The 25515-nt window shown below is 54.1% G+C and carries 18 protein-coding genes; 8 read left to right on the forward strand and 10 right to left on the reverse strand.

Features of this window, described 5'->3' with window-relative positions:
- The first annotated feature begins 14 nt into the window (after positions 1-14).
- Positions 15-2576 (forward strand): fimbria/pilus outer membrane usher protein, encoded by a 2562-nt coding sequence (locus ACOZIO_RS14315; protein WP_421595430.1) that lies wholly within the window; start codon positions 15-17, stop codon positions 2574-2576.
- Positions 2577-2584: 8 nt separating this feature from the next.
- Positions 2585-3685, forward strand: a complete 1101-nt coding sequence (locus tag ACOZIO_RS14320) for a fimbrial protein (RefSeq protein ID WP_129991458.1) — start codon at positions 2585-2587, stop codon at positions 3683-3685.
- Positions 3686-3736: 51 nt separating this feature from the next.
- Here the strand turns inward: ACOZIO_RS14320 and pbpC are convergent, their stop codons facing one another.
- Positions 3737-6106 (reverse strand): penicillin-binding protein 1C, encoded by a 2370-nt coding sequence (gene pbpC / locus ACOZIO_RS14325; protein WP_421595431.1) that lies wholly within the window; start codon positions 6104-6106, stop codon positions 3737-3739.
- A gap of 55 nt (positions 6107-6161) precedes the next feature.
- Complete coding sequence (locus tag ACOZIO_RS14330) at positions 6162-12179, reverse strand: MG2 domain-containing protein (protein ID WP_421595432.1); 6018 nt, start codon at positions 12177-12179, stop codon at positions 6162-6164.
- Positions 12180-12410: 231 nt separating this feature from the next.
- On the opposite strand from ACOZIO_RS14330, the gene greB reads away from it, so the two are divergent.
- From greB to ACOZIO_RS14360, 6 genes are all read left to right on the forward strand, one after another.
- Positions 12411-12884, forward strand: coding sequence for a transcription elongation factor GreB (gene greB / locus ACOZIO_RS14335; protein WP_129953807.1), 474 nt, complete (start codon positions 12411-12413; stop codon positions 12882-12884).
- Positions 12885-12995: 111 nt separating this feature from the next.
- Positions 12996-15326, forward strand: a complete 2331-nt coding sequence (locus ACOZIO_RS14340) for a Tex family protein (RefSeq protein WP_129953808.1) — start codon at positions 12996-12998, stop codon at positions 15324-15326.
- Between the two features lie 416 nt (positions 15327-15742).
- Complete coding sequence (feoA, locus tag ACOZIO_RS14345; protein WP_013573590.1) at positions 15743-15967, forward strand: ferrous iron transporter A; 225 nt, start codon at positions 15743-15745, stop codon at positions 15965-15967.
- Positions 15968-16053: 86 nt separating this feature from the next.
- Positions 16054-18372 (forward strand): Fe(2+) transporter permease subunit FeoB, encoded by a 2319-nt coding sequence (gene feoB, locus ACOZIO_RS14350; protein WP_217138463.1) that lies wholly within the window; start codon positions 16054-16056, stop codon positions 18370-18372.
- Between the two features lie 8 nt (positions 18373-18380).
- Entirely contained in the window at positions 18381-18617 is a 237-nt protein-coding gene (locus ACOZIO_RS14355) for a FeoC-like transcriptional regulator (protein ID WP_235173547.1), read from the forward strand.
- Between the two features lie 94 nt (positions 18618-18711).
- Positions 18712-19632, forward strand: a complete 921-nt coding sequence (locus tag ACOZIO_RS14360) for a LysR family transcriptional regulator (RefSeq protein WP_129953811.1) — start codon at positions 18712-18714, stop codon at positions 19630-19632.
- Here the strand turns inward: ACOZIO_RS14360 and ACOZIO_RS14365 are convergent.
- The 8 genes from ACOZIO_RS14365 to ACOZIO_RS14400 all read right to left on the reverse strand — a co-directional run bounded on the left by ACOZIO_RS14365 (position 19612) and on the right by ACOZIO_RS14400 (position 25513).
- On the reverse strand, positions 19612-19737 hold the full coding sequence (locus ACOZIO_RS14365; protein ID WP_421595433.1) for a hypothetical protein: 126 nt from the start codon (positions 19735-19737) through the stop codon (positions 19612-19614). The two genes, ACOZIO_RS14360 and ACOZIO_RS14365, sit on opposite strands and share 21 nt — an antisense overlap.
- 166 nt (positions 19738-19903) lie before the next feature.
- On the reverse strand, positions 19904-20839 hold the full coding sequence (gene mdcH, locus ACOZIO_RS14370; protein ID WP_421595434.1) for a malonate decarboxylase subunit epsilon: 936 nt from the start codon (positions 20837-20839) through the stop codon (positions 19904-19906).
- 27 nt (positions 20840-20866) lie between these two features.
- A complete protein-coding gene (locus tag ACOZIO_RS14375) occupies positions 20867-21493 on the reverse strand; it encodes a malonate decarboxylase holo-ACP synthase (RefSeq protein WP_217138465.1) in 627 nt (208 codons plus the stop codon).
- A gap of 13 nt (positions 21494-21506) precedes the next feature.
- The gene (locus ACOZIO_RS14380; RefSeq protein WP_129953814.1) at positions 21507-22469 is read right to left on the reverse strand and encodes an AEC family transporter; all 963 of its coding nucleotides are present in this window, start codon (positions 22467-22469) and stop codon (positions 21507-21509) included.
- Between the two features lie 190 nt (positions 22470-22659).
- Positions 22660-23475: a biotin-independent malonate decarboxylase subunit gamma gene (mdcE, locus tag ACOZIO_RS14385; RefSeq protein WP_129953815.1), complete on the reverse strand. Its 816-nt coding sequence runs from the start codon at positions 23473-23475 to the stop codon at positions 22660-22662.
- Positions 23472-24323 carry a biotin-independent malonate decarboxylase subunit beta gene (locus tag ACOZIO_RS14390; RefSeq protein ID WP_129991466.1) on the reverse strand — a complete coding sequence of 284 codons (852 nt, stop codon included), beginning with the start codon at positions 24321-24323 and terminating at the stop codon, positions 23472-23474. Before ACOZIO_RS14390 ends, mdcE begins: the two co-directional genes overlap by 4 nt.
- Positions 24313-24615, reverse strand: a complete 303-nt coding sequence (locus tag ACOZIO_RS14395; RefSeq protein ID WP_129953817.1) for a malonate decarboxylase subunit delta — start codon at positions 24613-24615, stop codon at positions 24313-24315. The genes ACOZIO_RS14390 and ACOZIO_RS14395 overlap by 11 nt, the downstream gene beginning before the upstream one ends.
- A 40-nt stretch (positions 24616-24655) precedes the next feature.
- Positions 24656-25513: a triphosphoribosyl-dephospho-CoA synthase gene (locus tag ACOZIO_RS14400; protein WP_129991468.1), complete on the reverse strand. Its 858-nt coding sequence runs from the start codon at positions 25511-25513 to the stop codon at positions 24656-24658.
- Positions 25514-25515: the final 2 nt, after the last annotated feature.

The raw sequence follows: 25515 nt of genomic DNA on the forward strand, positions 1-25515 counted from the left end.
CCATAAGAGATTCTATGACGATATCGTTTGATGACAATCATCGTGCAATACGCCAGCAGGCACACGCCGTCTCTTCTTGCCGGCGGCGTATTCTTTTTAAACTGTGCATTGTGAGTATGCTGGTGCACATTGCGCTGACTTGTCAGGCACATGCAGAAACATCTGGTGAAGTCTATTTTGACCCGAGATTAATGGAGCACTCCGGTCCTGAAACCGGACCCGTGGATTTGTCGATCTTCACCCTCAGTGATAAAGCCCAAATAGCCGGGACTTATGACACCACGATTTACGTTAATCAGAAAAAAATCCTGCAGCAGCAGATACGTTACGATCAGGCAGCCGATGGTTCGCTTGTTCCGCAAATCACCCCGGATTTACTGCGTGCGTTAAACGTGAATGTTGATGCTTTTCCTGTATTAGTCGCGCATGAACATAATGCCCCTTTGCAGCATCTCTCCGTCTATATTCCTGCTGCGGATGCAAAACTTGATTTCAACCTGATGAAACTCGATATCAGTATTCCTCAGGCCGCGATGAACAACCGGGCGAAGGATTTTGTTGATCCTGCCAGATGGGATGACGGCGTTCCGGTCTTGTTTTCCAACTACACTTTTTCGGGCGCAAAGCGCGAGAACAGGAATGGCGGTGGTGATTCCAGCCAATATTTGAATCTTCAGAATGGATTTAATGCAGGCCCCTGGCGTTTTCGTAACTACACCACTTACAGCAGTAACGAGGGAGAGAACTCATGGGATGTCATCTCCACAAACGTTGAGCGGGATATCAAATTTCTTAAATCTAAAATGATTATCGGAGAAAGCTCCACACCTGGAGATATTTTCCCCAGCCAGCAATTTACCGGTATTCAATTGTCCTCAGACGACAACATGCTGCCCAACAGCATGAAAGGATTTGCGCCCACGATCAGGGGGATCGCTAACTCCAATGCTGAAGTTACCATTAGACAAAATGGCTACATCATTTATCAAAGTTATGTCGCGCCAGGTGCTTTTGAAATAACAGATTTGTATCCCACGGCCTATAGCGGAGATTTAGAAGTTACAGTTAAAGAAGCCGACGGGACTGAGCGACGTTTCAATCAGCCTTTTGCTGCCGTACCGGTTATGCAGCGTCCGGGGCGGTTAAAATACAGCGCGACTCTGGCCAGGTACCGTGCGGCAGATAAAAATGACCGCGAACCTGAGTTCGCACAGGCCACCGCAATTTATGGGGTGACTAACGATATCACTTTATACACCGGCACCCTGCTTTCAACCGATTATTTGGCCGGAATTGCTGGCACAGGTTTTAGCCTTCATTCATTAGGTTCAGTCTCTTTAGACATGACTTATGCCCAAACGACTTTGGATAACGATCAACGTCATACCGGGCAATCTTATCGAATACAGTATTCCAAAAATATCGAAGCCACGGAAACCAACGTGACATTGGCTGGGTATCGTTATTCAACGGCAGGTTTCTATGACTTCGATGAAGCGAATGAACACCAGGACGACAACGAATCCTCTTCTCTGGACGGTCATAAGCGCAGCAAATTTCAGGTGAGTGTTAACCAGGGATTATGGGAAGGCACGAGCATGTATCTTTCGGCTTACCAGCAGGATTACTGGCAGAGAAGTGACACAGAGAAAAATCTCGCACTGGGGCTTAACTTCAGCCTCTACGGAATCAATTATAACCTGACGTACATCTACAGCCGTCTGGAAGATGAAGACAGTGATCAGCAGTTCGCGCTGAATGTCCGTATTCCGTTAAGTCGCTGGCTGCCAAACAGCTGGGCATCCTATAACGCGACGCAGCAAAAAGGCGGTGATACCCGTCAGCAGGTCGGATTAAGCGGAACAGCATTAGATGACAATCGGCTAAGCTACAACTTGCAGCAAAGCCACACGGATCACGGAGGCGGCAACAGCAGCAGTCTTTATTCTTCATACCGTGCGGCTTTCGGTACACTCAATGCAGGTTATAACTATGACGATGTTACCCGGCAAACCAGCTATGGCATGTCGGGTGGCCTTGTAGCCCATTCGCACGGTATTACCTTATCTCAGCCTCTCAGTAATTCTTTCGCCCTGATAGATGCAAACGGGGCCAGTGGTGCGCGGATACAAAACATCCCGGGGTTGAAAACAGACTGGCGTGGTTATGCGATCGTCCCTTATCTGACGCCTTATAGCGAAAATCGTATTTCTATCGATACCACGACTTTACCGGAAGATGTTGATGTCAAAAATAATTCAGAAATAGTAATTCCTAATAAAGGCGCCATGGTCACGGCTCACTTCGATGCGCATATCGGCGTAAGAGCATTAATCAAACTGGTTCAACCCGGTAATAAACCCGTCCCCTTTGGAGCCGTTGCGGTAAGTGAAGATCAGACGCTGGAAAATATTGTTGATGATGGCGGTATCTTGTATCTGACAGGGCTCACCCCGGAAAAAATGACCGTGCTGCATGTGAAATGGGGATTTGCAGCAAGCCAACAATGTCGTGCGAATATCAAAGTGAAAACATCCGGGAAGTCTGTGCAGACTCTCACGGCTCAGTGCATTTAAGGATGAAGATGAAGATAAACAAAGGGAAGCAGAGGATCACCCTCCTCGCGCTGGTATTAGCATTGTCAGGTACGTATTCCTCTTCAGCCCTTGCAGGGTCGGAAGCCTGCGAGCCCAGCACGGGCAGCGCGCTGTCTTATGACAATTCGCTCAATGAAGACATGAAAGCAGAAGAGAATACCGTGGGTAAGTCCTATGAACGTGCATTTAATGCAGGTCATCAGGGTTACCAGATAATGTGTAATTGCTCAGATGCCGATGTGAGTACCGATGCCATACTGATCCTTTATGCCCTGAAATCCTCTTTACCGGCCGGACATACAAACAATTATTATAAAATTAATGATCATCTGGATGTGATGACACGTATCGCTATTCCTAAAACGTCAGAGCCAGTGATTGTTCCGGCGAGTAAAATCAGTGATGCCACACGACACTGGGATAAGGACGGAACGGGAATTTGCCCACAGCAAAGTACACAGGACACCTTGACCACTGGCTCGGAAGGCAGCCTGTCGTTCTACGTCACAAAACCCTTTGTGGGTCAGCTGGAAATCCCGCGTACTGCGGTAGCTGAAATCTATGCAACGTCTGCAACATCATCCTCATACAGCACAAAATCGACTGTTCCGGTCGCCATTGTTTATATCGGCGGTACCATTACGGTTCCTCAAAGTTGCGAGATCAATAAAGGTGAAATTATATCGGTAGATTTTGGCACCATTAGCGCGGCCACATTTACCCGGCTCAAACAACCACCGGAGAATTTCCGACCTAATACATTCGATATCGTTTACGACTGTACGCAAAATGGTCTTCCGGTCATTCCTTCCGGCAACAAATTAACCATGACGCTCGAAGCAGAAGATGTGGTTGATCAGTACTATCTGGTGGGCAGACGCCGTGCTAAGGATAATGTGGCCGATATTGGCATCACTGTTTTAGATAGTGGCGGAATATCTATCCCGTTCAGAAACGGCATACTGCCTATGAATCAGAACGGTGAGGGGCAGATAACCCTGAGTGCCTACCCCATCAATCTGGTCGGCGGTAAGTTGGAAACCGGTGAATTCAGCGGGGTCGCGACCCTGAAAATTGATATTAAATAAGTGCTAAAAAGGCAGCCTTGATGCTGCCTGTTCTCTTCAGAGCATCCTTCTTCAGTTCACAATCTCTATATTCACTAACCGGCTGTCCGCCCTTCCATGATCGTCGACCGCACGGATACGGTACTGGCCGTTATTGATGGGCCGCCAGTTGATAGCAGATTTGCTGGCAGAGCTGCCGAGGTAGATGTCATCGACAAACCAATACACCGTTTTACTGTCCGCATCCGTGACCGCATTAAAGGCAATCCGGTCACGACCTTGCAGTGACTGCCGCAGCGTGTAAGTGGTATTTTTCAGTGGTGATGTGATGCGCGGAGGATTACCGCTGACATCCACCCCCTCATCTTTGCAGTGATTGACCGGGGGTTTGCGTTTTGGCAGGCCTGCCTGTGCAAACACATTCGCCAGATCCGATGGCCAGAACTCAAACACTTCCGTACGGGTTTCGTCTTCCTCATAAGGTGGGCAGGCCACCTCACCGGTGAGTTTATCGAGACGTACCGGCCGGTAAACCGTATCAACTTTGATCGGCGACTTGCCCGGAATAAACCAGGTTTTCCCTTTTTGCTGGCACCACGGGGTTGGTAAATCACCACTGGCGAGGCAGATATCAACCCGCTTCAGCCGCTTCGGAAACGGGCGTTCAGGCTCCTGCAAATCAGGATAACTGGCGTTAATGTTGTCGATAATATTGAAAAATAACGGCGCCGCCGCCTCTGCGCCGACAAACACGTTGTTGCCTTTACTGTCAAAATTCCCTTCCCATACGACTAACACATAAGGCCCGAAAACCCCCACGCTCCAGGCATCACGAAAGCCCCAGGAGGTGCCGGTCTTCCAATAAACCGGCAGCGAAGACGGCGCCTGTGCCAGCGTATCGCCAGGTCGGCGGTGCTGGCGCAGCATGTCGAGTGTCATAAAACTGGCTTCCTCACTCAGCAAACGCACTGGCACCGTCTGGCGTGGATCGGACTTTTGCATCCGCAGTGGTTGCAACACACCCCGGTTCGCCAGCAGGGCATACAGTTTTGCCAGTTCCTGCATCGTCACCTCCCCGCCGCCCAGCACCAGCGACAAACCGTAGTGATTTTCGCCGGACATATTGGCGATGCCGGACAGACGCAGGAACTGATAGAACGTTGGCTGGTGAAGCTGTGACGCGACATAGACGGCAGGAATATTGCGACTGAAATTCAGTGCATCAGTTGCGGTCACCGGACCGAGAAAGCGGCGATCAAAGTTCTCCGGCGCGTAGGCACCAAACGCGGAAGGCACATCCTTCAGGATAGTCATCGGGTGCAGGACACCCTGTTCCATGCCCAGCGCATAAATGAAGGGCTTGAGCGCTGATCCCGGCGAGCGTTTGGCATTGGTGCCATTTACCTGCCCCTGAATCGCACGATTGTAATAATCCGCAGACCCAACCAGCGCACGCACACCCATATCACGGGTGTCGACCAGTAAAACGGCGGCATTGTGAATACCACGGTTTGTATTGCGGGTGATAAATGCATTGACCTGACGCTCGGTCAGCCGCTGCAAACCCGCATCCAGGGTAGTATCAATTCGGGTATCCGTGCGGATAACCTGCGGGTTTTGCTGACGTAACTGTTCAATGAAATGTGGTGCAATGTATGGCATCCGCTCGGGCTGGCGCATGGCCAACGGCAATCGGAATAATGAAAGCTGGCTGCTGTCTGTCGCATAATGCGCCTGCCAGCGCAGGAAAAGCCGATTACGTGCCTGCGTCAGCGCCGCACCGACAACACCGGTTTTAGGGTCGATACGGTTGCTCGGCGATTGCGGCAAAACTGCCAGCGTCATGGCTTCCGGTAACGTCAGGTATTTCGGGGCTTTGTTAAAATAGATCAGGCTGGCCGCGCCAATACTTTCAATATTTCGTCCGTACGGCGCGTTGTTCAGATAGGCTTCAAGAATGTCATGTTTGGAATAACTCAGCTCCAGTTGCACAGCACGCAACACCTGCATGAATTTACCGGATGGCGTGCGGGTATTCAGATGCCAGCGCATTCGCGCGAGTTGCATTGTGATGGTCGAGCCGCCCTGCATCTTTTCGCCAGCGATATAGCTGCGCCAGAAACCCCGCATCAGGCTGAACGGATTGAAACCGGGGTTATAATAGAACTCGCGATCTTCGTGCAGCAACAAGCTTTTCACCGCCAGCGGAGACACCTGTTCCAGCGGCGTCCACAGCCGGTAGCGATCATCGTTCGCCAGCGTGATACGCATCAGCGTGCCCTGCCGGTCATAGTAAACGGTGGAAAAAGGTTGCCCTTGCGAAAGAGGCGGATGCGGCCAGAGGCGACACGCCACCATAATCAGCACCAGTAAAAAAACCGCCATTGCTATGTTTTGCAGTTGACGTTTGGCTGTTTTGGAAAATGCGGGAAAGGTGATCATCTTGCTACTCAGAACAGGTTACGCCCCGCCGTAAACGACGGGGCTCTGCGTTTTGTTATTTTTCAGCCACTGCTGTGTCATCCGCCGGCACGACCACCAGTTTTTTATCACTGACGGACAAAGCCTGAACATCACGATTGTACATCGCCTCACCGTAGGCTGGCGGAATGAGGAAGCTGCCGGTATTGGTGGCTTTAATCTGATACACAAACTCCTGCACATCGGTACTGGCGCTGCCATAAATCACCACGCGATCTTCACGAATATCGCTGTAATCCGGTGCCCATGTCGAACCCGATGCCGCCAGTGGTGACTGCCATGACGTAGAAGCCTCTGCGCCATTGTTTTCCTCATCACTGTCAGATTCCGGCTCCGGTGGTGTTTGCTGCACCACTTCAAAACCACCCGGCAGCAAATCAACAATCGCCAGATTACTTTGTCCTTCCTGCGAATTAGCGCGAACTTTCAGATGTACATTGATCTTCTGCCCCAGCGTAATCTGCGTCACCGGCTTACCCTGCTCATCGGTGTAATCGCGGGTGATTTCCAGACCACGGGAAATGGCTTTCTCCGGCGCGGCCAGATCGTAGCCCGCCTGCGTCACCACATACCAGGCTGGCGCATTGTTGCTGTTTTCTACCCGGATAGCCTGCGCGTCAGCAGTGAAATTCGCTTTCGCAAACAGCCCCTGAACCTGAGAAATCAGCTGCGGTTCGACGTTTTTCGTTTTGCTGATCTGCGTGATTTTCAGCGCATCCGGCACTGTCGCCTGCGCCGCCACCTGTGTGGAATAACTCTCCAGCGCCAGAATGCTCATCGCCGAGGAATACGTCGTATAGCGCTCTTCTTTCAGCGCTTTAACCATATTTTCCAGTACCTGCGGCGGAATGGCCGACACTTTTTCCGGGAAGTGACGGGTGATCAGATACAGCCGCGTCGCGTCCTGCACCAGCGGATCAAAATAACTTTGCGTCCACCAGGCTGTGTCATACGCCTTGCTCAGTTGCTTCCAGGTTGGCTGTAACAACGTATTCGCCTCATCATCCATTTTCAGCAAACGGTATGACGACGCCAGATACATCGCGCTCAGATCGGTTTCCCAGCTCTGTGGATAACGCTGCTGTAATGTGTCCTGCACCGAGGCCAGTAAACTGGTGGTGATTTCACCCTGACGGGTTAGCAGATATACCGCCCATGCCCGCAGACGCAGGGTATACAAATCATCGTTCTGATTGGCTGCCAGTTCGCGCAGCGCCGAATTGGCCTCTTCCAGCATACCTGCAGGCAACGCGATGCCCGCCGCTTTGGCTTCCAGCAAATATTGCACCACGTACGGTGTGACAAACGGATCGGTTTGCGGCGATGAACGCCACAGGCCAATCGCGCCGCTGTCGTTCTGACGTGAACGCAGCACCGCCATCATGTCTTTCAGTTGCTTGCTGCTGTCCGCCGGGCTGAGATTGCCGCGCATTTCCGGATGCATTGTTTCGAGGATCAACGGCACGGAGCGGCTGACAATCTGCTCAGAACAGTAATACGGATAATCCGCCAGATATTGGGATAAGCCGCGGGTCAGCACTAACGGCGAGTTGGATACCGCTGCCGTGCGCACCGCATAAGCATCAAACATCTGGCGCAGGTTATCGACGTTCTGACTGCTGCCGCTCATACGCCCCATCACTGACTGCGTGCGGAACGGCATCGCCGGGCGCACCGACGTACTGATCGTCCGGCGGCTGGTTTTATCTGCATACTTCGCGACAAACACCAGCGGTGCATCGCCCGGCAACGCTTTGGCGCGCAGACGGAAGTTAATCACGCCTTCGCGTTTTTCTGCCAGTGACACGTTTTGATCGGCGTTACCCACCACTTCAAGCTGCGGCGGTACGGTCAGGTGAATCGCAACCGGGATGCTTTTGCCGTTCAGCCCTTCGAGGTTATTGCTGACCCCGACGCTGACATCAAACTCATCGCCCGGTGCCACCATCGACGGCACGTTTGGCGTCATGATGAAGTTGTCGCGCACGGTCGCCGAGGTCTGCGCTTTCCCTATTTTGTCCGGCGTGACGGAAATCGCCATCACGCGGATTTTACCGTTAAAGTAATCCGGCACCGGATAATTAAACTGCTTCTCACCGTTCACGTCGGTAATACCCGACCAGTACGCAACGGGCTTATCGCGCTTACGTTTGAACGGATTGACGTTCAGATCCAGCCCTTCACCAGCATCGCCGCCCGGCGCGGCGGCCAGCTGCATCAGCTTGCTGAATTCCGGCAGGATAAGATCCAGAATCTGCGCGCTTTCCACACCCAGTTCGCGTTTACGGAAGAAATACTCCAGGGGATCTTTCAGGCGATAACGCGCCACCTGCAAGATACCTTCATCCACAGCAAACAGCGCCACCTGTTGAGGCCCCTCGGTTTTCACCGTCATGACCAGATTTTCGCCGGGTTTAATCACTTCAGGCGCGTTGACTTCAAGACTGTTCTGCCGTGCTTTGGTGCTGATTTTGAACGGCATCACCCCGTAGCTCAGCGGACTCATGAAGATTTCATTGGAATTCACATCACGCACGAACTGCACGTTAATGTAACCGTTGCCTTCCATTCCCGCCGGTACGCGAATTTTCTGCACCGAACTGGTGGTGTCGGTATGGAACCACTGCCAGCTGTACACTTTATCTTTCTCAATAGTGATCAGCCCGCTGCCGGTGTACGGCGCGTTAACGGATACCTCGATTTCCTCACCTGGCTGATATTCCGCCTGATTGAGTTTCAGCTTCAGTTCAGCATTTCTGTCCAGCGAACGGCTGAGATTGGCGTTACCGGCCACGGTATAGCCAATGCGGTTCAGCACATTGCCTTTCGCATCTTCAATGACCAGCACGAAATCACCGGGTTTATCCGTCGCCAGCGTCAGGTTGTTGCACTGCGCCGTCAGCGAAAGCGGTTGTTCCGACAACGGCACTTCCTTCATTTTCGACTGATATTTGTAAACGCCGGAATCCTGTTTGGTCAGCACTGAAATGTATTTCTGTTCAATCAGCGCAACTTTCAGGTCCGGCAGCGCAATCTGTTTTAGCGACGGGTCGATCGCAATAACGTTCAGATGTCGTGCGGCATCGCGGTTTATATAGCCTAAATCACCGTCGGCTTTTACGCCGATCAGAGAGTCATATGGCGATACCAGCACCCGCGCCGTCGCAGCCACGGAACGGCCACCACCGGCCACAAACGCCTCGGACAGCAGTTGCAGCTGGTACGTCGCGTCAGCATAAGATTTCAGATCCAGCGGGATATTCGCCGCACCATTTTCGTCGGTCTTGCGGTCTTCCAGCTCGGTTTCGAAACCGTCGCTGTTCTGACGGTTCTCGTAAAAAGCGTAATCCGGGAATTGATCGAAGCTCGGATACATCGGGCGCAGCGTCAGTCTGGAGGTCACACGCCTGTCCTGCGCGGGCGTACCGAACAGGTTCTGTACGTCGATACTGGCCTGCAATTCTGACGGTTTCACCCAGCCCTGCCTGCGGTCCGGCGTCAGTTGCAGTTTCACCTTCAGTTGATCCGGCTCGAACTCTTTGACGTTGACCGAGGTATGGCCCAGCAAAGTGGAAGAGGCATTGTCTTTGCCAATCAGATACAAATAGATGTTCCATTCACCGGTTGGTGAATTATCGTCAGTGGTATAACTCAGCTCATTGAAACCGCTGGCACCGAGCGTCAGCGGAATAGTGCTCATCAGCTTGTCGCGCGGATCGTGAATTTCAGCCCGCACCGGCACACCCGCCAGACCGTTGCTCCAGTCGGCGGCGCGGGTAATCAGTCCGATATTGAAGGTGTCCCCCGGACGGTAAACGCCACGATCAGAGAACAGATAGCTGCTCAGCGTGCGCGGGTCGTTCGGCGTGATTTCGCCATCGACATCAAAACGGGAGAAGTCGAGACCGCGATCGTTATTCCGGTCCGCCGGCAGGAAGGAGACATCGCCCTCCTTTTCCACCAGGAACATCACCGGCTGGCGTTCAAGGGTATAAACGTCCAGCGCAGGGAAGCGCACATGACCGTCAGCACCGGTGGTTTGTGTCAGAAGGGTAATGCCGTTTTTGGCAATCACGGAAACTTTCGCGTTCGCCACCGGCGCACCGCTGTGGATCGACTGCACAAACACATCACGTGTTTTATCCTGTGAACGCTTGGCAATAATCCCCAAATCGGTGACGACAACAAAACGTGAGTCGCCGACCGGTGCTTCTTCTTCGCCCTGCCCATCGTCCTGATAGACATTGCCGGCGTCATCAGTTTCCGGTTTATTTTCTTTCTTCTTCGGATCCCATTCCGACAGCGTCAGCAGGAATACGCCACGATGTGACGCCGGATCAGTGGAGAGGTAACGCGAAAGATCGACGCCCTGATAATTCACGTCGCCCGGTTTGTCGTTATTGACCGCCGTCTGATAGGTAAAGTGCTCGGTAAAATATTCGTCATTCAGGCGGTTAAATTCCGCCGATGAATACTCACGGCTTTTGAATGACACAATGTGTTGCAGCTGGCTTGGGATCACCCGTTTAATGTCCAGACGCAGGCCCGGCACGTTGCGTGCCGCCACGCTGATTTGTTTGTCACCGCTGACCGATAACAGCGAGCCCTGCGACATAAATTGCAGGGATTTCGGATAATCCGGAACCGCGACGATGCGGTACACTTTTTCCGGCATTTTGTAGCCACCGGAAGAGGTCAGAATATTGTCAATTTCCACCAGCATAGCGCGGCGGGCAGGCGCATCGAAGCGGAAGCTGAACTGCGGCTGATAATCGCTTTCCGCATCATTAAGCTGGATATTCAGCGGCGTGGACTGCGCGAGTACATTGTTTTCGACGCTGTCAACGGCCCAGCTGGCATAATCATCCGGGCCTTTGGCCTCGTCCTGATCATTTGGATTGTGCTGTGGCAATAGCCAGACTTTGACTGCCTGGCGGATATCTTTATCTTTCACCGCGTCGCTGAAACCGACGATCAGCGCCCGCTGACCTTTCGCCCCATCGGCATCCACCACCTGCGCACTGGCTTCATTCACCGCCAGGCTGTAAAGCGTCGGCACAGACACCACGGCATTTTTAGTCTGCGCAGTCGCATTCGACGGCACGGTCGATGTAATGCCTTCGCCAAGGGTGACACGCACCGAACCGCCGTGATCGAGCGGTTTCAGCGGCTCGGAATGTACCCAGGCGTTGAGTTTTTTCTGGTCATAGACCACAGAGTAATTGAGTTTCGACTCAGTTTTCGCTTTACCTTCGGTCAGGCCAAGCGAAATCTGTTTTTCGAAACTGGCAACATCCACCGGTGCATTGAATTTAACGTTAAAAATCGCGCTGCGTTTTTGCGGGTCCTGTGGATCCTGATAGTACTCAGCCTGCCCCAGCTGATAATCGAACGCAGGGGCGGTGAATTCATAACGGGTTTTCGCCAGCTTGATTTGCGGCGCAAGCAGGACATCAGGCGTAAAGTTCACGTCATATTTTCTGCCCATCGGCAGCGGATTTTTAGGGATGAAAACCAGCGTGTAGCCACTCACCCATTTCCATTCACCTTCGGCGGCAGGTTTCAGGGAAATCCCTTTTTCAACCACTTTGCCAACATCAGTTACGGGCGCGGCAGAATGGCGGAAATTGAAAATCACCTGCTGTGATGCAGGTTTTTGCGCGGCGTAATTCACAGCTTCAGGTCCGCTGACACGCACGCTGGTGTCCTGATACACCCTCGGGGCCGGGTCGATAGGCTGCGGGCGGCTGAGCCACCAGTGCCAGCCGTAAACGCCCGCCCCTGCGGCGCACAGCAAAACAAGAATCGCCAGGCTGATGGTTTTCGGGTAGTGATCTACGCCATTTTCCATGCGCGTAACACTGCGCTTAAGCCAGCCGGAAGTGGCTGCCCACCAGGCAGGCGCACGCCAGTCGATATTGCCGACCACCGGTTTGAAGACGCGACCCAGCAGGCTCAGTATAAAAGCCAGCACGCGGAAAAAACCTTTTATCAATATAAAAGGCAGACGAAGTAAGAATTTTAATAAATCCATTTGCTGCTGTACCTCTAATCCCTGTGAACTATCGCCAGAAGTGATATTTTTATGTGAATCAGGACTGTTATTAAATTCAACGCATTGCGCCGCAGGATAAAGATTATTTGCCCGCAAAGCCATCAGATATAGCGTAGCAGTAACGCAGAATTTCCGGCTGATTTCTGCGCTGCCAGCGGCGCCATTGTATGAAACAATAGCCGGAGAATGTTGAGGAAAGCGACAGGTGACATGAAAACCAAACTGATTACCCGTGAAGGCTACGACAAGCTCAAAACTGAACTGGACTTCCTGTGGCGCGAAGAGCGACCGGAGGTGACCAAAAAAGTCACCTGGGCCGCGAGTCTGGGCGATCGCAGCGAAAATGCTGACTATCAGTACAATAAAAAGCGGCTGCGCGAAATCGACCGCCGCGTGCGTTATCTGACGAAATGTCTGGAGCAACTGCGCATCGTCGATTACTCACCACAGCAGGACGGAAAAGTGTTCTTTGGCGCGTGGGTGGAGGTGGAAAACGACGACGGCGACATCAAGCGCTTCCGTATTGTCGGCTATGACGAAATTTTTGGCCGCAAAGACTACATTTCTATCGATTCGCCGATGGCGCGCGCCCTGCTGAAAAAAGAAGTGGGCGACAGTCTGGTGGTGACCACGCCGGTCGGCGACGCAACCTGGTACGTCAATGAAATTGAATACGTGAAATGATCAGCTAACTCCCAAAACACGCAGGTGGATGGCCTGATGACTGGCATTTTATGTCTTCAAACCGTATAACTGTGCCCTGCTTTTTTAAACGAAAAAACTGATACCAGACCTATGAATGATCAACTGAGCCGCATTATCGCAAGTGAATTGCAGGTTCGCCCGGAGCAGGTTGCTTCCGTGGTGCGTCTGCTGGATGAAGGTAATACCGTGCCGTTTATTGCACGGTATCGTAAGGAAGTCACCGGTGGGTTGGATGATACCCAACTGCGTCAGTTGGACACCCGTCTGGGTTATCTGCGGGAGCTGGAAGACCGTCGCCAGACCATTCTCAAATCCATTGAGGAGCAGGGAAAACTCAGCGACGATCTGGCGAAAGCCATCAATACCACGCTGAGCAAAACCGAGCTGGAAGACCTTTACCTGCCGTTTAAACCAAAGCGTCGCACGCGCGGACAAATCGCCATTGAAGCCGGACTGGAACCGCTGGCCGAACTGTTGTGGAACGCGCCGCAAAATGAGCCGGACGCTGCTGCCGCAAAATTTGTCGATGCAGACAAAGGCGTAGCGGACGCCAAAGCCGCACTTGACGGCGCACGTTATATTTTAATGGAACGCTTTGCAGAAGATGCCTCGCTGCTGGCAAAAGTCCGTGATTATTTGTGGAAAAATGCCCATCTGACCTCCCGGATGGTGGAAGGTAAAGAGCAGGAAGGCGCGAAATTTCGCGACTACTTCGATCATCACGAACCGATTTCCCAGGTACCTTCGCACCGTGCGCTGGCGATGTTCCGTGGCCGCAACGAAGGTATTTTACAGCTGGCGCTGAATGCCGATCCACAGCATGACGAACCGCCAAAAGAAAGCTATGCCGAACAACTGATCATCGACCATCTGGGTTTGCGCCTGAACAATGCGCCTGCTGACGTCTGGCGTCGCGCCGTGGTCAACTGGACATGGCGTATCAAAGTCCTGCTGCATCTCGAAACTGAACTGATGGGCACCGTACGTGAACGCGCAGAAGATGAAGCAATTAACGTTTTTGCCCGTAATATGCACGATTTGCTGATGGCCGCGCCGGCCGGTATGCGCGCCACCATGGGGCTTGATCCGGGTTTACGTACCGGTGTGAAAGTCGCCGTTGTGGATAACACCGGTAAACTGGTGGATATCGATACCGTTTATCCCCATACCGGTCAGGCGGCAAAAGCCGCGCAACAGGTTGCCGCGTTGTGCATCAAACACAACGTCGAACTGGTGGCGATCGGCAACGGCACCGCGTCGCGGGAAACGGAACGTTTCTTCCTCGAGCTGCAAAAACAGTTCCCGGCGGTAAAAGCGCAGAAAGTGATTGTCAGCGAAGCCGGTGCATCGGTGTATTCCGCTTCCGAACTGGCGGCACTGGAATTCCCGGATCTGGACGTTTCTATTCGCGGAGCCGTCTCCATCGCACGTCGTTTGCAGGATCCGCTGGCTGAGCTGGTAAAAATCGACCCGAAATCCATCGGTGTCGGTCAGTATCAGCACGATGTCAGCCAGAGCCAGCTGGCGAAAAAACTCGATACCGTCGTGGAGGACTGTGTGAACGCCGTGGGTGTCGATCTCAACACCGCTTCCGTTCCTCTGCTGACCCGCGTGGCGGGCCTGACCCGCATGATGGCGCAGAATATTGTCAGCTGGCGCGATGAAAACGGTCAGTTCCGTAACCGCGGGCAGTTGCTGAAAGTCAGCCGTCTGGGGCCAAAGGCCTTTGAACAATGCGCGGGCTTCCTGCGCATCAACCACGGCGATAATCCGCTCGACGCCTCGACAGTTCACCCGGAAACCTATCCGGTCGTGGAACGCATTCTGGCAGCGACACAGCTGGCACTGAAAGATCTGATGGGTGATTCCAATGTGTTACGCGGCCTGAAAGCCAGCGAATTCACCGATGAGCAGTTCGGTGTGCCAACGGTCACCGACATTATCAAAGAGCTGGAAAAACCGGGGCACGATCCGCGTCCTGAGTTCAAAACCGCCACCTTTGCCGATGGCGTCGAAACCATGAACGACCTGATGCCGGGTATGATCCTCGAAGGTTCTGTCACTAACGTTACCAACTTTGGTGCGTTCGTCGATATTGGCGTCCATCAGGACGGTCTGGTTCACATCTCATCGCTTGCGAACAAATTCGTCGAAGATCCTCACACAGTGGTGAAGGCGGGTGACATCGTGAAAGTCAAAGTGATGGAAGTCGATCTGCAACGTAAACGTATCGCGCTGACTATGCGACTGGACGAACAGCCCGGCGAAGCACCGGCACGGCGTCCTTCCGCACCGGCGACAGATTCCCGCGATAATCAGAAGCGTCATTCACCGGGCAAACCGGCGGGGCGCAATGCGGCTCCTGCCGGTAACAACGCGATGGCCGATGCGCTGGCAGCTGCACTGAGTAAAAAACGGTAATTTTCCTTTTGCTCCTCTCCCTGTGAAAGCCGCTGATAATCAGCGGCTTTTTTTACGCCTCTTTTTTCGACACTTTTTAAACTCTCTCCTAATGAATCAATCACTGAGGTAAATCAATAAAACGCACATCCCGCAGGCATAGGATAGCGACGCGGTGGAGATACCCGCGAAGAGGCCCACCTCTTTTCTTTTGTCTCCATACGCGTACTAATTATGATAATTATTCTCATTTGTACTTCTTTGTGTATTCAGTGCACCGCCAGTTTCAGGCTGGCCATTTCGCACCAGGGACAATTTCAGAGCAATATTTTTAGCAACATAAATCGCCAGTCAGTGGAACCACCGGGCAAGGACGCACGGCGCAAAATCACTAAAACGCCGTCATCCATTAATGCCTGATCGCCTCGCGAGGAATTATGCAACTTCAGTCAAAACGTGCTTATAAAATTACCGGCTTTTCACACGAAATCAGCCCGGCTTACCGGCAGAAACTGCTGTCACTCGGGATGTTGCCGGGTTCATTTTTCAACATAATCCGCGTGGCGCCGATGGGCGATCCGGTACAAATTGAAACCCGCCGTACCAGCCTGGTGGTCCGCAGAAAAGATCTCGATCTGCTGCAGCTCGAGATGATGGCCTGATCCCCCGTCAGGCCGGTGACAGTACATTTTTCGCGGCGGGCCTTGCGCTTGCATATTCACCTTTTCTCACACGCAGACTTTAACGTATGAAACCATTAACTATCGGCCTGATTGGTAATCCGAACTCAGGTAAAACCACCCTTTTCAATCAGTTAACCGGTTCCCGTCAGCGTGTCGGTAACTGGGCAGGCGTCACTGTCGAGCGCAAAGAAGGTCAGTTCGCCACCGCAGAACATCAGATTACGCTGGTGGATTTACCCGGTACCTACTCCCTGACCACCATTTCCGAGCAAACCTCGCTCGATGAACAAATTGCCTGCCATTACATTCTTAGCGGCGACGCGGATCTGATGATCAACGTCGTGGATGCCTCAAACCTCGAGCGTAACTTGTACCTGACGCTGCAACTGCTGGAACTGGGCGTACCGTGCATCGTGGCGCTGAACATGCTTGATATCGCCAAAATCCAGAACATCAATATTGATATCCCTGCGCTGTCTGCCCGTCTGGGTTGCCCGGTGGTGGCGCTGATCTCTACCCGGGCCAGTGGCATCCAGGAACTGAAAGTTGCCATCGACGCATTGCCTCAGGTGGCTGAGCTGGAGCGTGTGCAATATCATCCGCTGCTGCAACAGGAAGTCGATGTGCTGGCCGCCGGCATGCCGCAAGACATGTCGCTACAACAACGCCGCTGGCTGGCGCTGCAAATGCTTGAAGGGGATATTTATAGCCAGACACACGCAGGCAACGCGCACGCTTTATTGCCGCAGGTGAAAGCCCGGCTGGCTGAGCAAAAACTGGAAGACCCGGCGCTGCTGATTGCCGATGCGCGTTATCAGAGTATCGCGACACTCTGCGCGGAGGTCAGCAATTCTCATCTCACGGCACCGAATAAACTGACGCAGGTGCTCGATCGGGTGATCCTCAACCGCTTTCTGGGCGTGCCGGTTTTTCTGCTGGTGATGTATCTGATGTTCGTACTGGCCATCAACATCGGCGGCGCGCTGCAACCTATTTTCGATATCGGCTCAGCTGCGATTTTCATTCAGGGTATGCAGTGGATAGGCTTTACCCTGCATTTCCCGCAGTGGCTGACCATTTTTCTGGCGCAGGGGATAGGCGGCGGTATCAACACCGTGCTGCCGCTGGTGCCTCAAATTGGCATGATGTATCTGTTTCTGTCATTCCTTGAAGACTCCGGTTATATGGCGCGTGCCGCGTTCGTCATGGACAGACTGATGCAGTCACTGGGTCTGCCGGGCAAATCCTTCGTACCGCTCATTGTTGGCTTCGGCTGTAACGTGCCGTCTATTATGGGCGCCCGCACGCTGGATGCACCGCGTGAACGTCTGATCACCGTGATGATGGCGCCGTTTATGTCATGCGGTGCACGTCTGGCGATTTTCGCGGTGTTCTCCGCGGCCTTTTTCGGACAGGACGGCGCATCCGTAGTGTTCTCGCTCTATCTGTTAGGCATCGTGGTCGCCATCCTGACCGGCCTGCTGCTGAAATACACCATCATGCGCGGCGAAGCCTCACCGTTTGTGATGGAACTGCCGGTGTATCACGTTCCGCATCTGAAAAGCCTGCTGCTGCAAACGTGGCAGCGTCTGAAAGGTTTCGTGTTGCGGGCCGGTAAAGTGATCGTCATCGCCAGTGTTTTCATCGGTGCACTGAACAGCTTCTCGTTCAGCGGCAAGGCGGTGGATAACATCAATGACTCGGCGCTGGCGTCAGTCAGTAAAGTCCTGACACCGGTGCTCTCACCGATGGGCGTCCATCCTGACAACTGGCAGGCGACCGTGGGGCTGGTGACCGGTGCCATGGCAAAAGAAGTGGTGGTCGGTACGCTGAATACGCTCTACACCGCCGAACACATCACCCATGAAGGTTTCGATGCGGCCAGTTTCAATCTGTTCGATGAACTGGGCGGTGCGGTGAAAGCAACCTGGCAGGGCCTGAAAGACACCTTCAGCATCAGCGTGCTGTCAAACCCGATCGAAGCCAGCAAAGGTGACGGCGAAATGGGCGTCAGCTCGATGGGCGTCATGAGCACCAAATTTGGCTCGGCGATTTCGGCTTACAGCTACCTGATCTTCGTATTGCTTTACGTGCCTTGCGTCTCGGTGATGGGGGCGATTGCCCGTGAAACCAGCCGCAGCTGGATGACGTTCTCCATCTTCTGGGGACTGAATGTGGCGTATTCGCTGGCCACGCTTTTCTATCAGGCGGCGACGTTCAGCCGTCATCCGGCACACAGCGCCGGTATGATCCTGAGCGTGCTGATTTTCAATGCCATCGTTTTAACCGCCCTGCGCAAAGCCCGCAGCCGGGTCAGCATCCATCTGCATCCGCGCAATGTGGCGGCCTGCTGTAAACCCGCTACCGGCAGCGACTGTCACTAGGAGATAAAATGACCAGTCTGATTCAGGTTCGCGACACTCTCGCACTGGCCGGACGGGCAGATGCCCGCCAGCTCAGCCATCAGCTTAATGCCCCACAGCCGCTGGTGCAGGCGATGCTTGAACGGCTGGTCGCCATGCACAAAGCAAAAGTCATCGAAGCCGATGACAACTGCCTGAGCGGCAGTTGTCAAAGCTGCGCCGACGGCAAGAAGTGCCTGACAATTTCTTACACCCTCATTCCCTGATACCGGCCTTTCCGCCCTTCCTGAATAGTCGCCCGGCGGCTATTCAGCTATCATTTCAGACCGCAACGGCCTACAACGCGCCGCAGGAGCCTGCATGATCGACAGTGAAATCACCTTCCGTAAACTCGAAATTTTTCTCGCCTATATGGAAAAGCAAAACATCACCCGCGCTGCCGAACAACTCGGTCTGAGCAGCGTCAGTGTGCATCGCGCCCTGCATTCACTGGAAGAAGGCTTGCGCTGCCCGCTGTTTATCCATCGTGGCCGCAATCTGCTGCCGCTGCCTGCCGCTGAAGCGCTGCTGGAGCACGCGACGCAGGTCATTGAGCAAATGGAGCACGGGATTCTGGCGACCCGGCGTGCCGCCGGTTATGGCGATAAGCGGCTGAAAGTCGGCACGTTATATTCACTGACACTGGAAACCATTCCGCGTCTGATCATGGGGCTGAAACTGCGCCGTCCGGAGCTTGAACTGGAGCTGGTGATGGGGTCCAACAATGATTTACTGCACAAGCTGGAAGACGGTCAGCTGGATGCCATTCTGATTTCGACCAGTGATTCCAACGTTGATGCCCAGCGTTACGATCAGTTGCCCCTGTTTCAGGACGATATTTTCCTCGCTGCCCCGGCCAGCGCTGAGCTGGCTTCAGAAGGCACAGCAGACTTACGCGATTTCAGACAGAAGAAATTCGTGTCGCTGGCCGAAGGGTTCGCCACCTATCACGGCTTTCAGGAAGCCTTCCAGGTCGCCGGTTTCGAGCCGGACATCGTCACGCGGGTGAATGATATTTTCTCGATGCTGAGTCTGGTGCAGGCGGGGGTTGGCTACACCCTCATTCCAGGCAGAATGAAAGGCGTGTATGAAAATACGGTGAGATTACTGCCACTGGCAGAAGCCTATCAGATGCGCCAGACCATCTCGCTGGTCTTCCCGCACAGCCGCGAGCACGACCCGAATTTGCTCGCCCTGGCCGCTGAAAGCCGGATGTATGCGTTAACGAGCAGAAAGCGCTGACAAGCGCTCGCTGTTTTGCGCAATCAGCACAACCGGCCAGTGCGTTTTATCAGGATGGTGGCTCCAGATAGCTGATTCCGGAATGCTCACGCCGTCATAACGCATTTTCGAACCGTCATAAGGGTAAAACTGTCCTTTTTCCGTATCATGTTGTTGAATCGTATTTCATCGATGATTTCAAACCGTCTGGTCAGAGTGGTTGGACAATAGCACGTTGCACAATAATCAAACAATGCAATGTGTTTTCATCACCAACCTGTCATGCCTTTACTCAGCGTTCGTTTTCCCGTAACCGTGTTGCGAGACGTGCCGCAACCTGCATGCCCGACTGACAGACAGACAGCGCTTCACCCTGCTCCATCGCGCGGCGTGTCAGGCCGGTCAGCACCGAGCCCGGCGGCATTTCTATCGCCAGCCGCACATCACGCTGATACGCAGCGACCATGGCATCCCGCCAGTTAACGGTACGCGCCATGTTCATTGCCAGATCGCCGGCGATTTTTTCCGGCTGCCAGTACACACGTCCGGTCGTTCCGCTGAGATAACCGCAGGCCGGACGGGAAAGATGAATCTGTTTAAACGCCTCCGCCAGTTTTGTCGCAGGCTCATCGAGCAGCGCACAGTGTGACGGCACACTGACCGCCAGCTGATGTGTTTTCTGCGCGCCCCGTGTTTTGGCGAGCTGCATCACCTGTGCCATGGCGGCATCGCTGCCCGCAATCACCAGTTGATCTTCCGCATTAATATTTGCCAGATACACCGGTGATGTGGCGCTGTTGACCTGAGCCACCAGTTCCTCAATCTGCGCCTGACGCAGGCCGGTGATCGCTGAAAGACCAAAGCCATGGGGATAAGCCTGCTGCATCAGTTCACCACGCAATGCCACCAGCCGGACGGCATCACCGAAGCCTAGCGCACCGGCAATCACCGCGGCTGGAAACGCGCCAATCGACAGCCCGCTGCAAAAATCCGCCTCAATCCCTTCGGCCTGACATTGTTTCGCCCAGACCACACCGGCAATCAATAAGCACAGTTGTACCGCACGGGTGGAACGCAAAGCATCGGTGCTGTCGAGCAACAGGACGTCTTCACCCAGTGCGAGACTTGCCTGTTCGATAAGAGAATGCGTGAGCGGATTATCCGGCAGGCGATGCAGCATCTGCGGCACCTGCGGCCCTTGTCCGGGGAAAGTAAATAAGATTTTCATCGTGCTCCTTGCTTCTTTTGGCCGGTATCACTCTGCCGGCAATTGCCACGGGTCGCGCACCAGCAACGGGCCGGACGCCGTTTTCAGCATGATGTCACCGCCACGCAGCCATTCGCTGAGCGCAAATCCACCCCGTGGTGTATTGATCTGAACATCGGCGCGGCAGGGCAGCCGCTGAAGCTGGTCGTAAAAATCAGAAAACTGAGAGGGTTCTGCCGGCGTGTCGCAGCGCACCAGTAAATCGAGATCGCTGTCGGCGTGCATCACCGGGAGATCACTCACCAGCGCATACGCACAACTGCCTGTCACCCCCCAGACGAAGGGCCATTGCAGACTGCACAACGTAATCAGCGCCTGCACCGGTTGCTGAGACACAAACGGCGAGTGTAAAAGTGCGTTGACGTCGCTGATCAGGGATTCCGGTGTGACAACCCGCATCACCGCCGCCGGATCAATCCAGGCGGCGGCCCGCTGAATGCGGGTCAGCCCGCGAATACCCACCGGAACCGCACCGTCAGCACGCTTATCGCGACGCACCACCAGCGGCAGCGCCGTGCGCCAGCAGGTGTTCACCCATTCGGGTAAACCGCCGTCGTTCTCAAGCGCTGAACGGTCACTGATCCAGACAAAATCATGGGCACGCGGGTCAGACATATTCAATCCTTGTTTAATGCAGGGCTGCCGTTAACGAGATAAACAGCGGCAGGGTCACGATACACAAAACGGAACTGATCAGCAGTGAGGCTTCAGCATCCGGAGACTGCACGCCGAAACGGTTACCGAACACGATACCGAAGAAACCGGCAGACAACGCAATCATCAGGATAGCGGTCACCGCAACCTGACCACTCAGGCCAAACGCCAGAACCAGACCCCAGGCGATGAACGGCTGGATCAGATTTTTCGCCACACAAGATAACAGCACCGGACCGTTAATTTTCAGTTTACGGGCTGACAGAATTACACCGGTCAGGAACAGCGCAGACGCAGTCGCTGACAAACCCAGCGGCTTGATCGACGCCAGGAAGATTTCCGGCATTTTAATGCCAATCGCTGACAGGATCACGCCCAGCAACGGTGCCCAGACGATCGGTTTTTTCACGGAACGCCACATCAGAACCGGCAGCAGTGTCAGGGAAGACCCCTGATTTTCACCACTGAGACGCGCTTTTTCACGTTCCAGAATCAGCAGACAGAACGGTGTCATCAGCACGGAACCGCAGGCGATAGAGACCGCAACGGACAACGATGTTGATGGCGCATCACCCAGCACGCTGCTCAGAATAGGCAACCCCAGCGCCGCATAGTTTGGCAGGGCTACGGTCAGCGTCAGAACGGCAGCGTCCTGCGGCGATTTTTTAAAGACTTTGGTGCAGATAAAGTAAATCGCCGCATAGGTGATCCACATGGCCAGCACCAGCACCAGAATCAGCGGTGACTGCTCCACAATGCCTGACCACGGGGTCTGTACGGTGGCGGCAAACAGCGCAGCGGGTAAAGCAAAATCCATCACGAATATATTCAGTAAAGAGACATTCTGGTTATCCACCATTTTCGCTTTCCCGGCGTAAAAGCCGAGGATCATGATGACGAAAATAGGGGCAAGCGCGTGCAATATTACGTAAGTCATAGCGTTTTTCCTGAGGCAAACAATGATTGCTCAGTCGGCGCCGGTGCGATGGTTTTTTTAGTATGACAGTCCAGTAGCAGACAACAGCAGGCCCTCACCCTGACGGATATGTCAGGGCGGGAACCCGCAATGCGGCTGCGTCACGCTGTTTGCAGGTGCGTTACCGGTTGAGACTGAAAGTGTTAAAGAATTACCATTCCTGACGCATCTGCTGGCGAACGCGCTGCGAACTTGCGCGGTTTTCTGCACCCAGACGGTTGCTGAGGCTAACGCCTTCTTTGCGTGCGTCCTGGATATTTTGCCAGACAGCGTTTTCTACGCTGCTGATGTCATCGGGTGTGGCGTTGTCCGGGTCAGCGATGTCGAGTAATTGCGACAGCAGACCCAGCGTGGCGTAGTTTTCGATGTCGTAAGCCATCGGCGGGATGGTGGCAGCCAGTTTTTCCAGGGCATCCACAGAACGCAGGGTGATACGTGCGGCAGATTCTTTGCCCATTGCATGGATCATTACGCCGTTGTTTTTGAAGGCGATCAGTTTGTTGGCCTGATAACCGTGCGCCAGAAATGCGCCTGACATCGCTTTGCCGACAATCAACCCGACCACCGGATGTCCGGCCAGACGGGCTTTGGCATAAGCGCCTGCAGCACCGGCCAGCGCCTGATGGATGCCGAATGCTTCTTCGCGACGACCATACGCCTGACTTGGCACGTCAATCACCGCCACAATGGCACGTTTAGTACTGGCATTGGCGTCAGCGTCAATCACGTTGTTGACCACTTTTGCCAGATTCCAGCCTTCAAGCAGACCGACCTCGCCGCCCGCTGCACGCGGATACTGATTATTCTTGTCCGGTACCACGGCGATAAAACGCACGGACTGGTCATTTATTTTGCCGTCTGCCGCTTTCACGGAAGGGCAAAGACCGCTGACCGGAGTGGCGTCTTTGGTCAGTTCAGCGAACCAGTAATCACCCCGACTGGCTGCGTTACTCTTTACATTGCTCATGCGCGATCCTCCCGGTTAAACAAGGCTTCCGTCACTTCACGGCTGGCCTGCTGCGCGGTGTCAAAACCGGTCAGTTTTGGCAGATAATAATCATATTTATCAGAACGATGACTCACCGGAACGCCTTTTTTGATGAAGGCCAGCATGCTGTCTTTCACCTCAGCGAGGGAGTCTTTCACCAGTGCATCAACAAAACCGCTGTGATAACGCACTTCGCCACCGGTCATGCTCCAGATGAACGGGCGGTCACGGGAATCGTATTCATCGATACCGGCTTCCTGTTCAATTACCTGCGGACCGTTCAGACCGAGGCGGGCTTCACGGGTGACAATCAGATAGCTGCACAATGCGGCGGCAATCGACATGCCACCGAAGCAGCCGACGGTACCGGCAACCACGCCGATCACCGGCGTATAGCGGCGTAAATCAACAATAGCAGCATGAATATCAGCGATGGCGGCAAGGCCCAGATTGGCTTCCTGCAAACGCACACCGCCGGTTTCAAGCAGCAGAACGGCCTGCGTCGGGATACCATTACGGTTATCTTCTGCCGCCATTTCCAGCGCAGCGGCCATTTTGGCCCCGGACACCTCCCCCATGCTCCCCCCCTGGAAGCTGCCTTCAATTGCCACAACCACCGCCGGCTGACCGTTAATCTGGCCTTTAGCAACGACCATGCCGTCATCGGCCTGCGGCACGATACCCTGCGGTTCCAGCCACGGTGACATAATGCGTTCAAACGGCCCGAGCAGTTCGCGGAACGTTCCGGCGTCCAGCAGTTTACGGGCGCGCTGACGGGCGCTCAGTTCGATAAAGCTCTGATCCTGAACGGAAGTATCAGTTGGCATGTTCAGCCTCCTCAAAGACCTGTTCGATACGCAGACGGGCCACCCCTGGTGTAGCGCCAAAATCATTGATGTCGAGATGGCCTGCCGGTAATTCACGCAGTGCGTTCAGACGGTTAAAAAAGTTCTGCCATAAGGTATGGCTGCCGTCGACGGACGTGGTGACGATAATTTTCAGCGTATTGGCTGTGTCAGGTTCATACAGCGCTTCTAAATCGCCGGACCCTACCACGCCTGCTTCGGCGCGGCCTGCCAGCGGTTTTGCCGCCGGGTAGTTAAATTCAAAACGTTCCATAACACCTCTTTGTACTGATGTTAGTTAATGCGTATCCGGTTCAGACCACGCTCACGCGGTCCAGGAACAGCGTCGCGGCCAGTAAATCAGCAGCACCGCCGGGAGATGTGTTGTCCGCCAGCATCCGGTGTTCGAGATGACGCAACAGCTGTTTACCTGCCAGTGTGCTCATCCCACCCGCTTCCAGCACGGCCCGCGCGCCCTGATGCATCGCTTGCAGGGCAGGCAAACCACCGCGGGACAATACGCAGGTATCTGCCAGCGAGGTCATCACCGCCAGTAAGGCATCGACCTGTGCTTCGCTTTCGCTCGCACCACGGGCCCGGCTGTCATGAAGCTGCGGCAGTGCACAACCGATAATGTGCGGGAAACCGCTTTGCGCCTCTTCGCGTGCACCCGGCACCTGATAACGCTGCACGGCGTGCGAACCTTTACTGAATTTTTTCGGACTGAAAGCATCGGGCAAGGCCGCAATTTTCGCGGCGCGCTGCGCAATATGCCCCGGCAGTAAACTTTCCGGCTGCATGGCGACGGCGCTGACCAGCAACCCCATCGCCCAGATAGCGCCCCGGTGAGTGTTCACGCCGCCGGTTTCCGCCATCATCTGCGCTTCTCCCGCCCGGCCTAAACGTCCCACTTCCTGACGCAGGGCGATATCCGCCGGACGCTGCCAGCTGTGTAACGCCAGCAAAGAGAAAGTGGACGTCAGGCTGCGTGCCGAACGCACCATCAGATTTAAACTTAAATCCTGATGAGCCCCGGCACTCCGGCTGTCTACCAGACCCGGTTTCGGACTCAGCCGCGCTTCGTCGATCAGCGCCTGCGTCGCCGTTTCTGCCAGCCTTTCGGCCAGTTCTTCCGCTGTCAGCACAGCGCCAATCGCTAAAGTTTGCGGCATCG

The organism is Rahnella sp. PD4, assembly GCF_049199325.1.
In the GTDB taxonomy this organism is placed as follows: Bacteria; Pseudomonadota; Gammaproteobacteria; order Enterobacterales; family Enterobacteriaceae; genus Rahnella; species Rahnella perminowiae.

What these genes read in the sequence shown, in the direction of transcription:
- ACOZIO_RS14365 (WP_421595433.1), bottom strand. Translation starts at nt 19,737, where the DNA reads ATGCGTTATGACGGCGTGAGCATTCCGGAATCAGCTATCTGGAGCCAC.
- ACOZIO_RS14375 (WP_217138465.1), bottom strand. Translation starts at nt 21,493, where the DNA reads ATGTCTGACCCGCGTGCCCATGATTTTGTCTGGATCAGTGACCGTTCA.
- ACOZIO_RS14320 (WP_129991458.1), top strand. Translation starts at nt 2,585, where the DNA reads ATGAAGATAAACAAAGGGAAGCAGAGGATCACCCTCCTCGCGCTGGTA.
- feoA (WP_013573590.1), top strand. Translation starts at nt 15,743, where the DNA reads ATGCAACTTCAGTCAAAACGTGCTTATAAAATTACCGGCTTTTCACAC.
- mdcH (WP_421595434.1), bottom strand. Translation starts at nt 20,839, where the DNA reads ATGAAAATCTTATTTACTTTCCCCGGACAAGGGCCGCAGGTGCCGCAG.
- pbpC (WP_421595431.1), bottom strand. Translation starts at nt 6,106, where the DNA reads ATGATCACCTTTCCCGCATTTTCCAAAACAGCCAAACGTCAACTGCAA.
- ACOZIO_RS14355 (WP_235173547.1), top strand. Translation starts at nt 18,381, where the DNA reads ATGACCAGTCTGATTCAGGTTCGCGACACTCTCGCACTGGCCGGACGG.
- ACOZIO_RS14330 (WP_421595432.1), bottom strand. Translation starts at nt 12,179, where the DNA reads ATGGATTTATTAAAATTCTTACTTCGTCTGCCTTTTATATTGATAAAA.
- ACOZIO_RS14340 (WP_129953808.1), top strand. Translation starts at nt 12,996, where the DNA reads ATGAATGATCAACTGAGCCGCATTATCGCAAGTGAATTGCAGGTTCGC.
- ACOZIO_RS14395 (WP_129953817.1), bottom strand. Translation starts at nt 24,615, where the DNA reads ATGGAACGTTTTGAATTTAACTACCCGGCGGCAAAACCGCTGGCAGGC.
- feoB (WP_217138463.1), top strand. Translation starts at nt 16,054, where the DNA reads ATGAAACCATTAACTATCGGCCTGATTGGTAATCCGAACTCAGGTAAA.
- ACOZIO_RS14390 (WP_129991466.1), bottom strand. Translation starts at nt 24,323, where the DNA reads ATGCCAACTGATACTTCCGTTCAGGATCAGAGCTTTATCGAACTGAGC.
- ACOZIO_RS14400 (WP_129991468.1), bottom strand. Translation starts at nt 25,513, where the DNA reads ATGCCGCAAACTTTAGCGATTGGCGCTGTGCTGACAGCGGAAGAACTG.
- greB (WP_129953807.1), top strand. Translation starts at nt 12,411, where the DNA reads ATGAAAACCAAACTGATTACCCGTGAAGGCTACGACAAGCTCAAAACT.
- ACOZIO_RS14360 (WP_129953811.1), top strand. Translation starts at nt 18,712, where the DNA reads ATGATCGACAGTGAAATCACCTTCCGTAAACTCGAAATTTTTCTCGCC.
- ACOZIO_RS14315 (WP_421595430.1), top strand. Translation starts at nt 15, where the DNA reads ATGACGATATCGTTTGATGACAATCATCGTGCAATACGCCAGCAGGCA.
- ACOZIO_RS14380 (WP_129953814.1), bottom strand. Translation starts at nt 22,469, where the DNA reads ATGACTTACGTAATATTGCACGCGCTTGCCCCTATTTTCGTCATCATG.
- mdcE (WP_129953815.1), bottom strand. Translation starts at nt 23,475, where the DNA reads ATGAGCAATGTAAAGAGTAACGCAGCCAGTCGGGGTGATTACTGGTTC.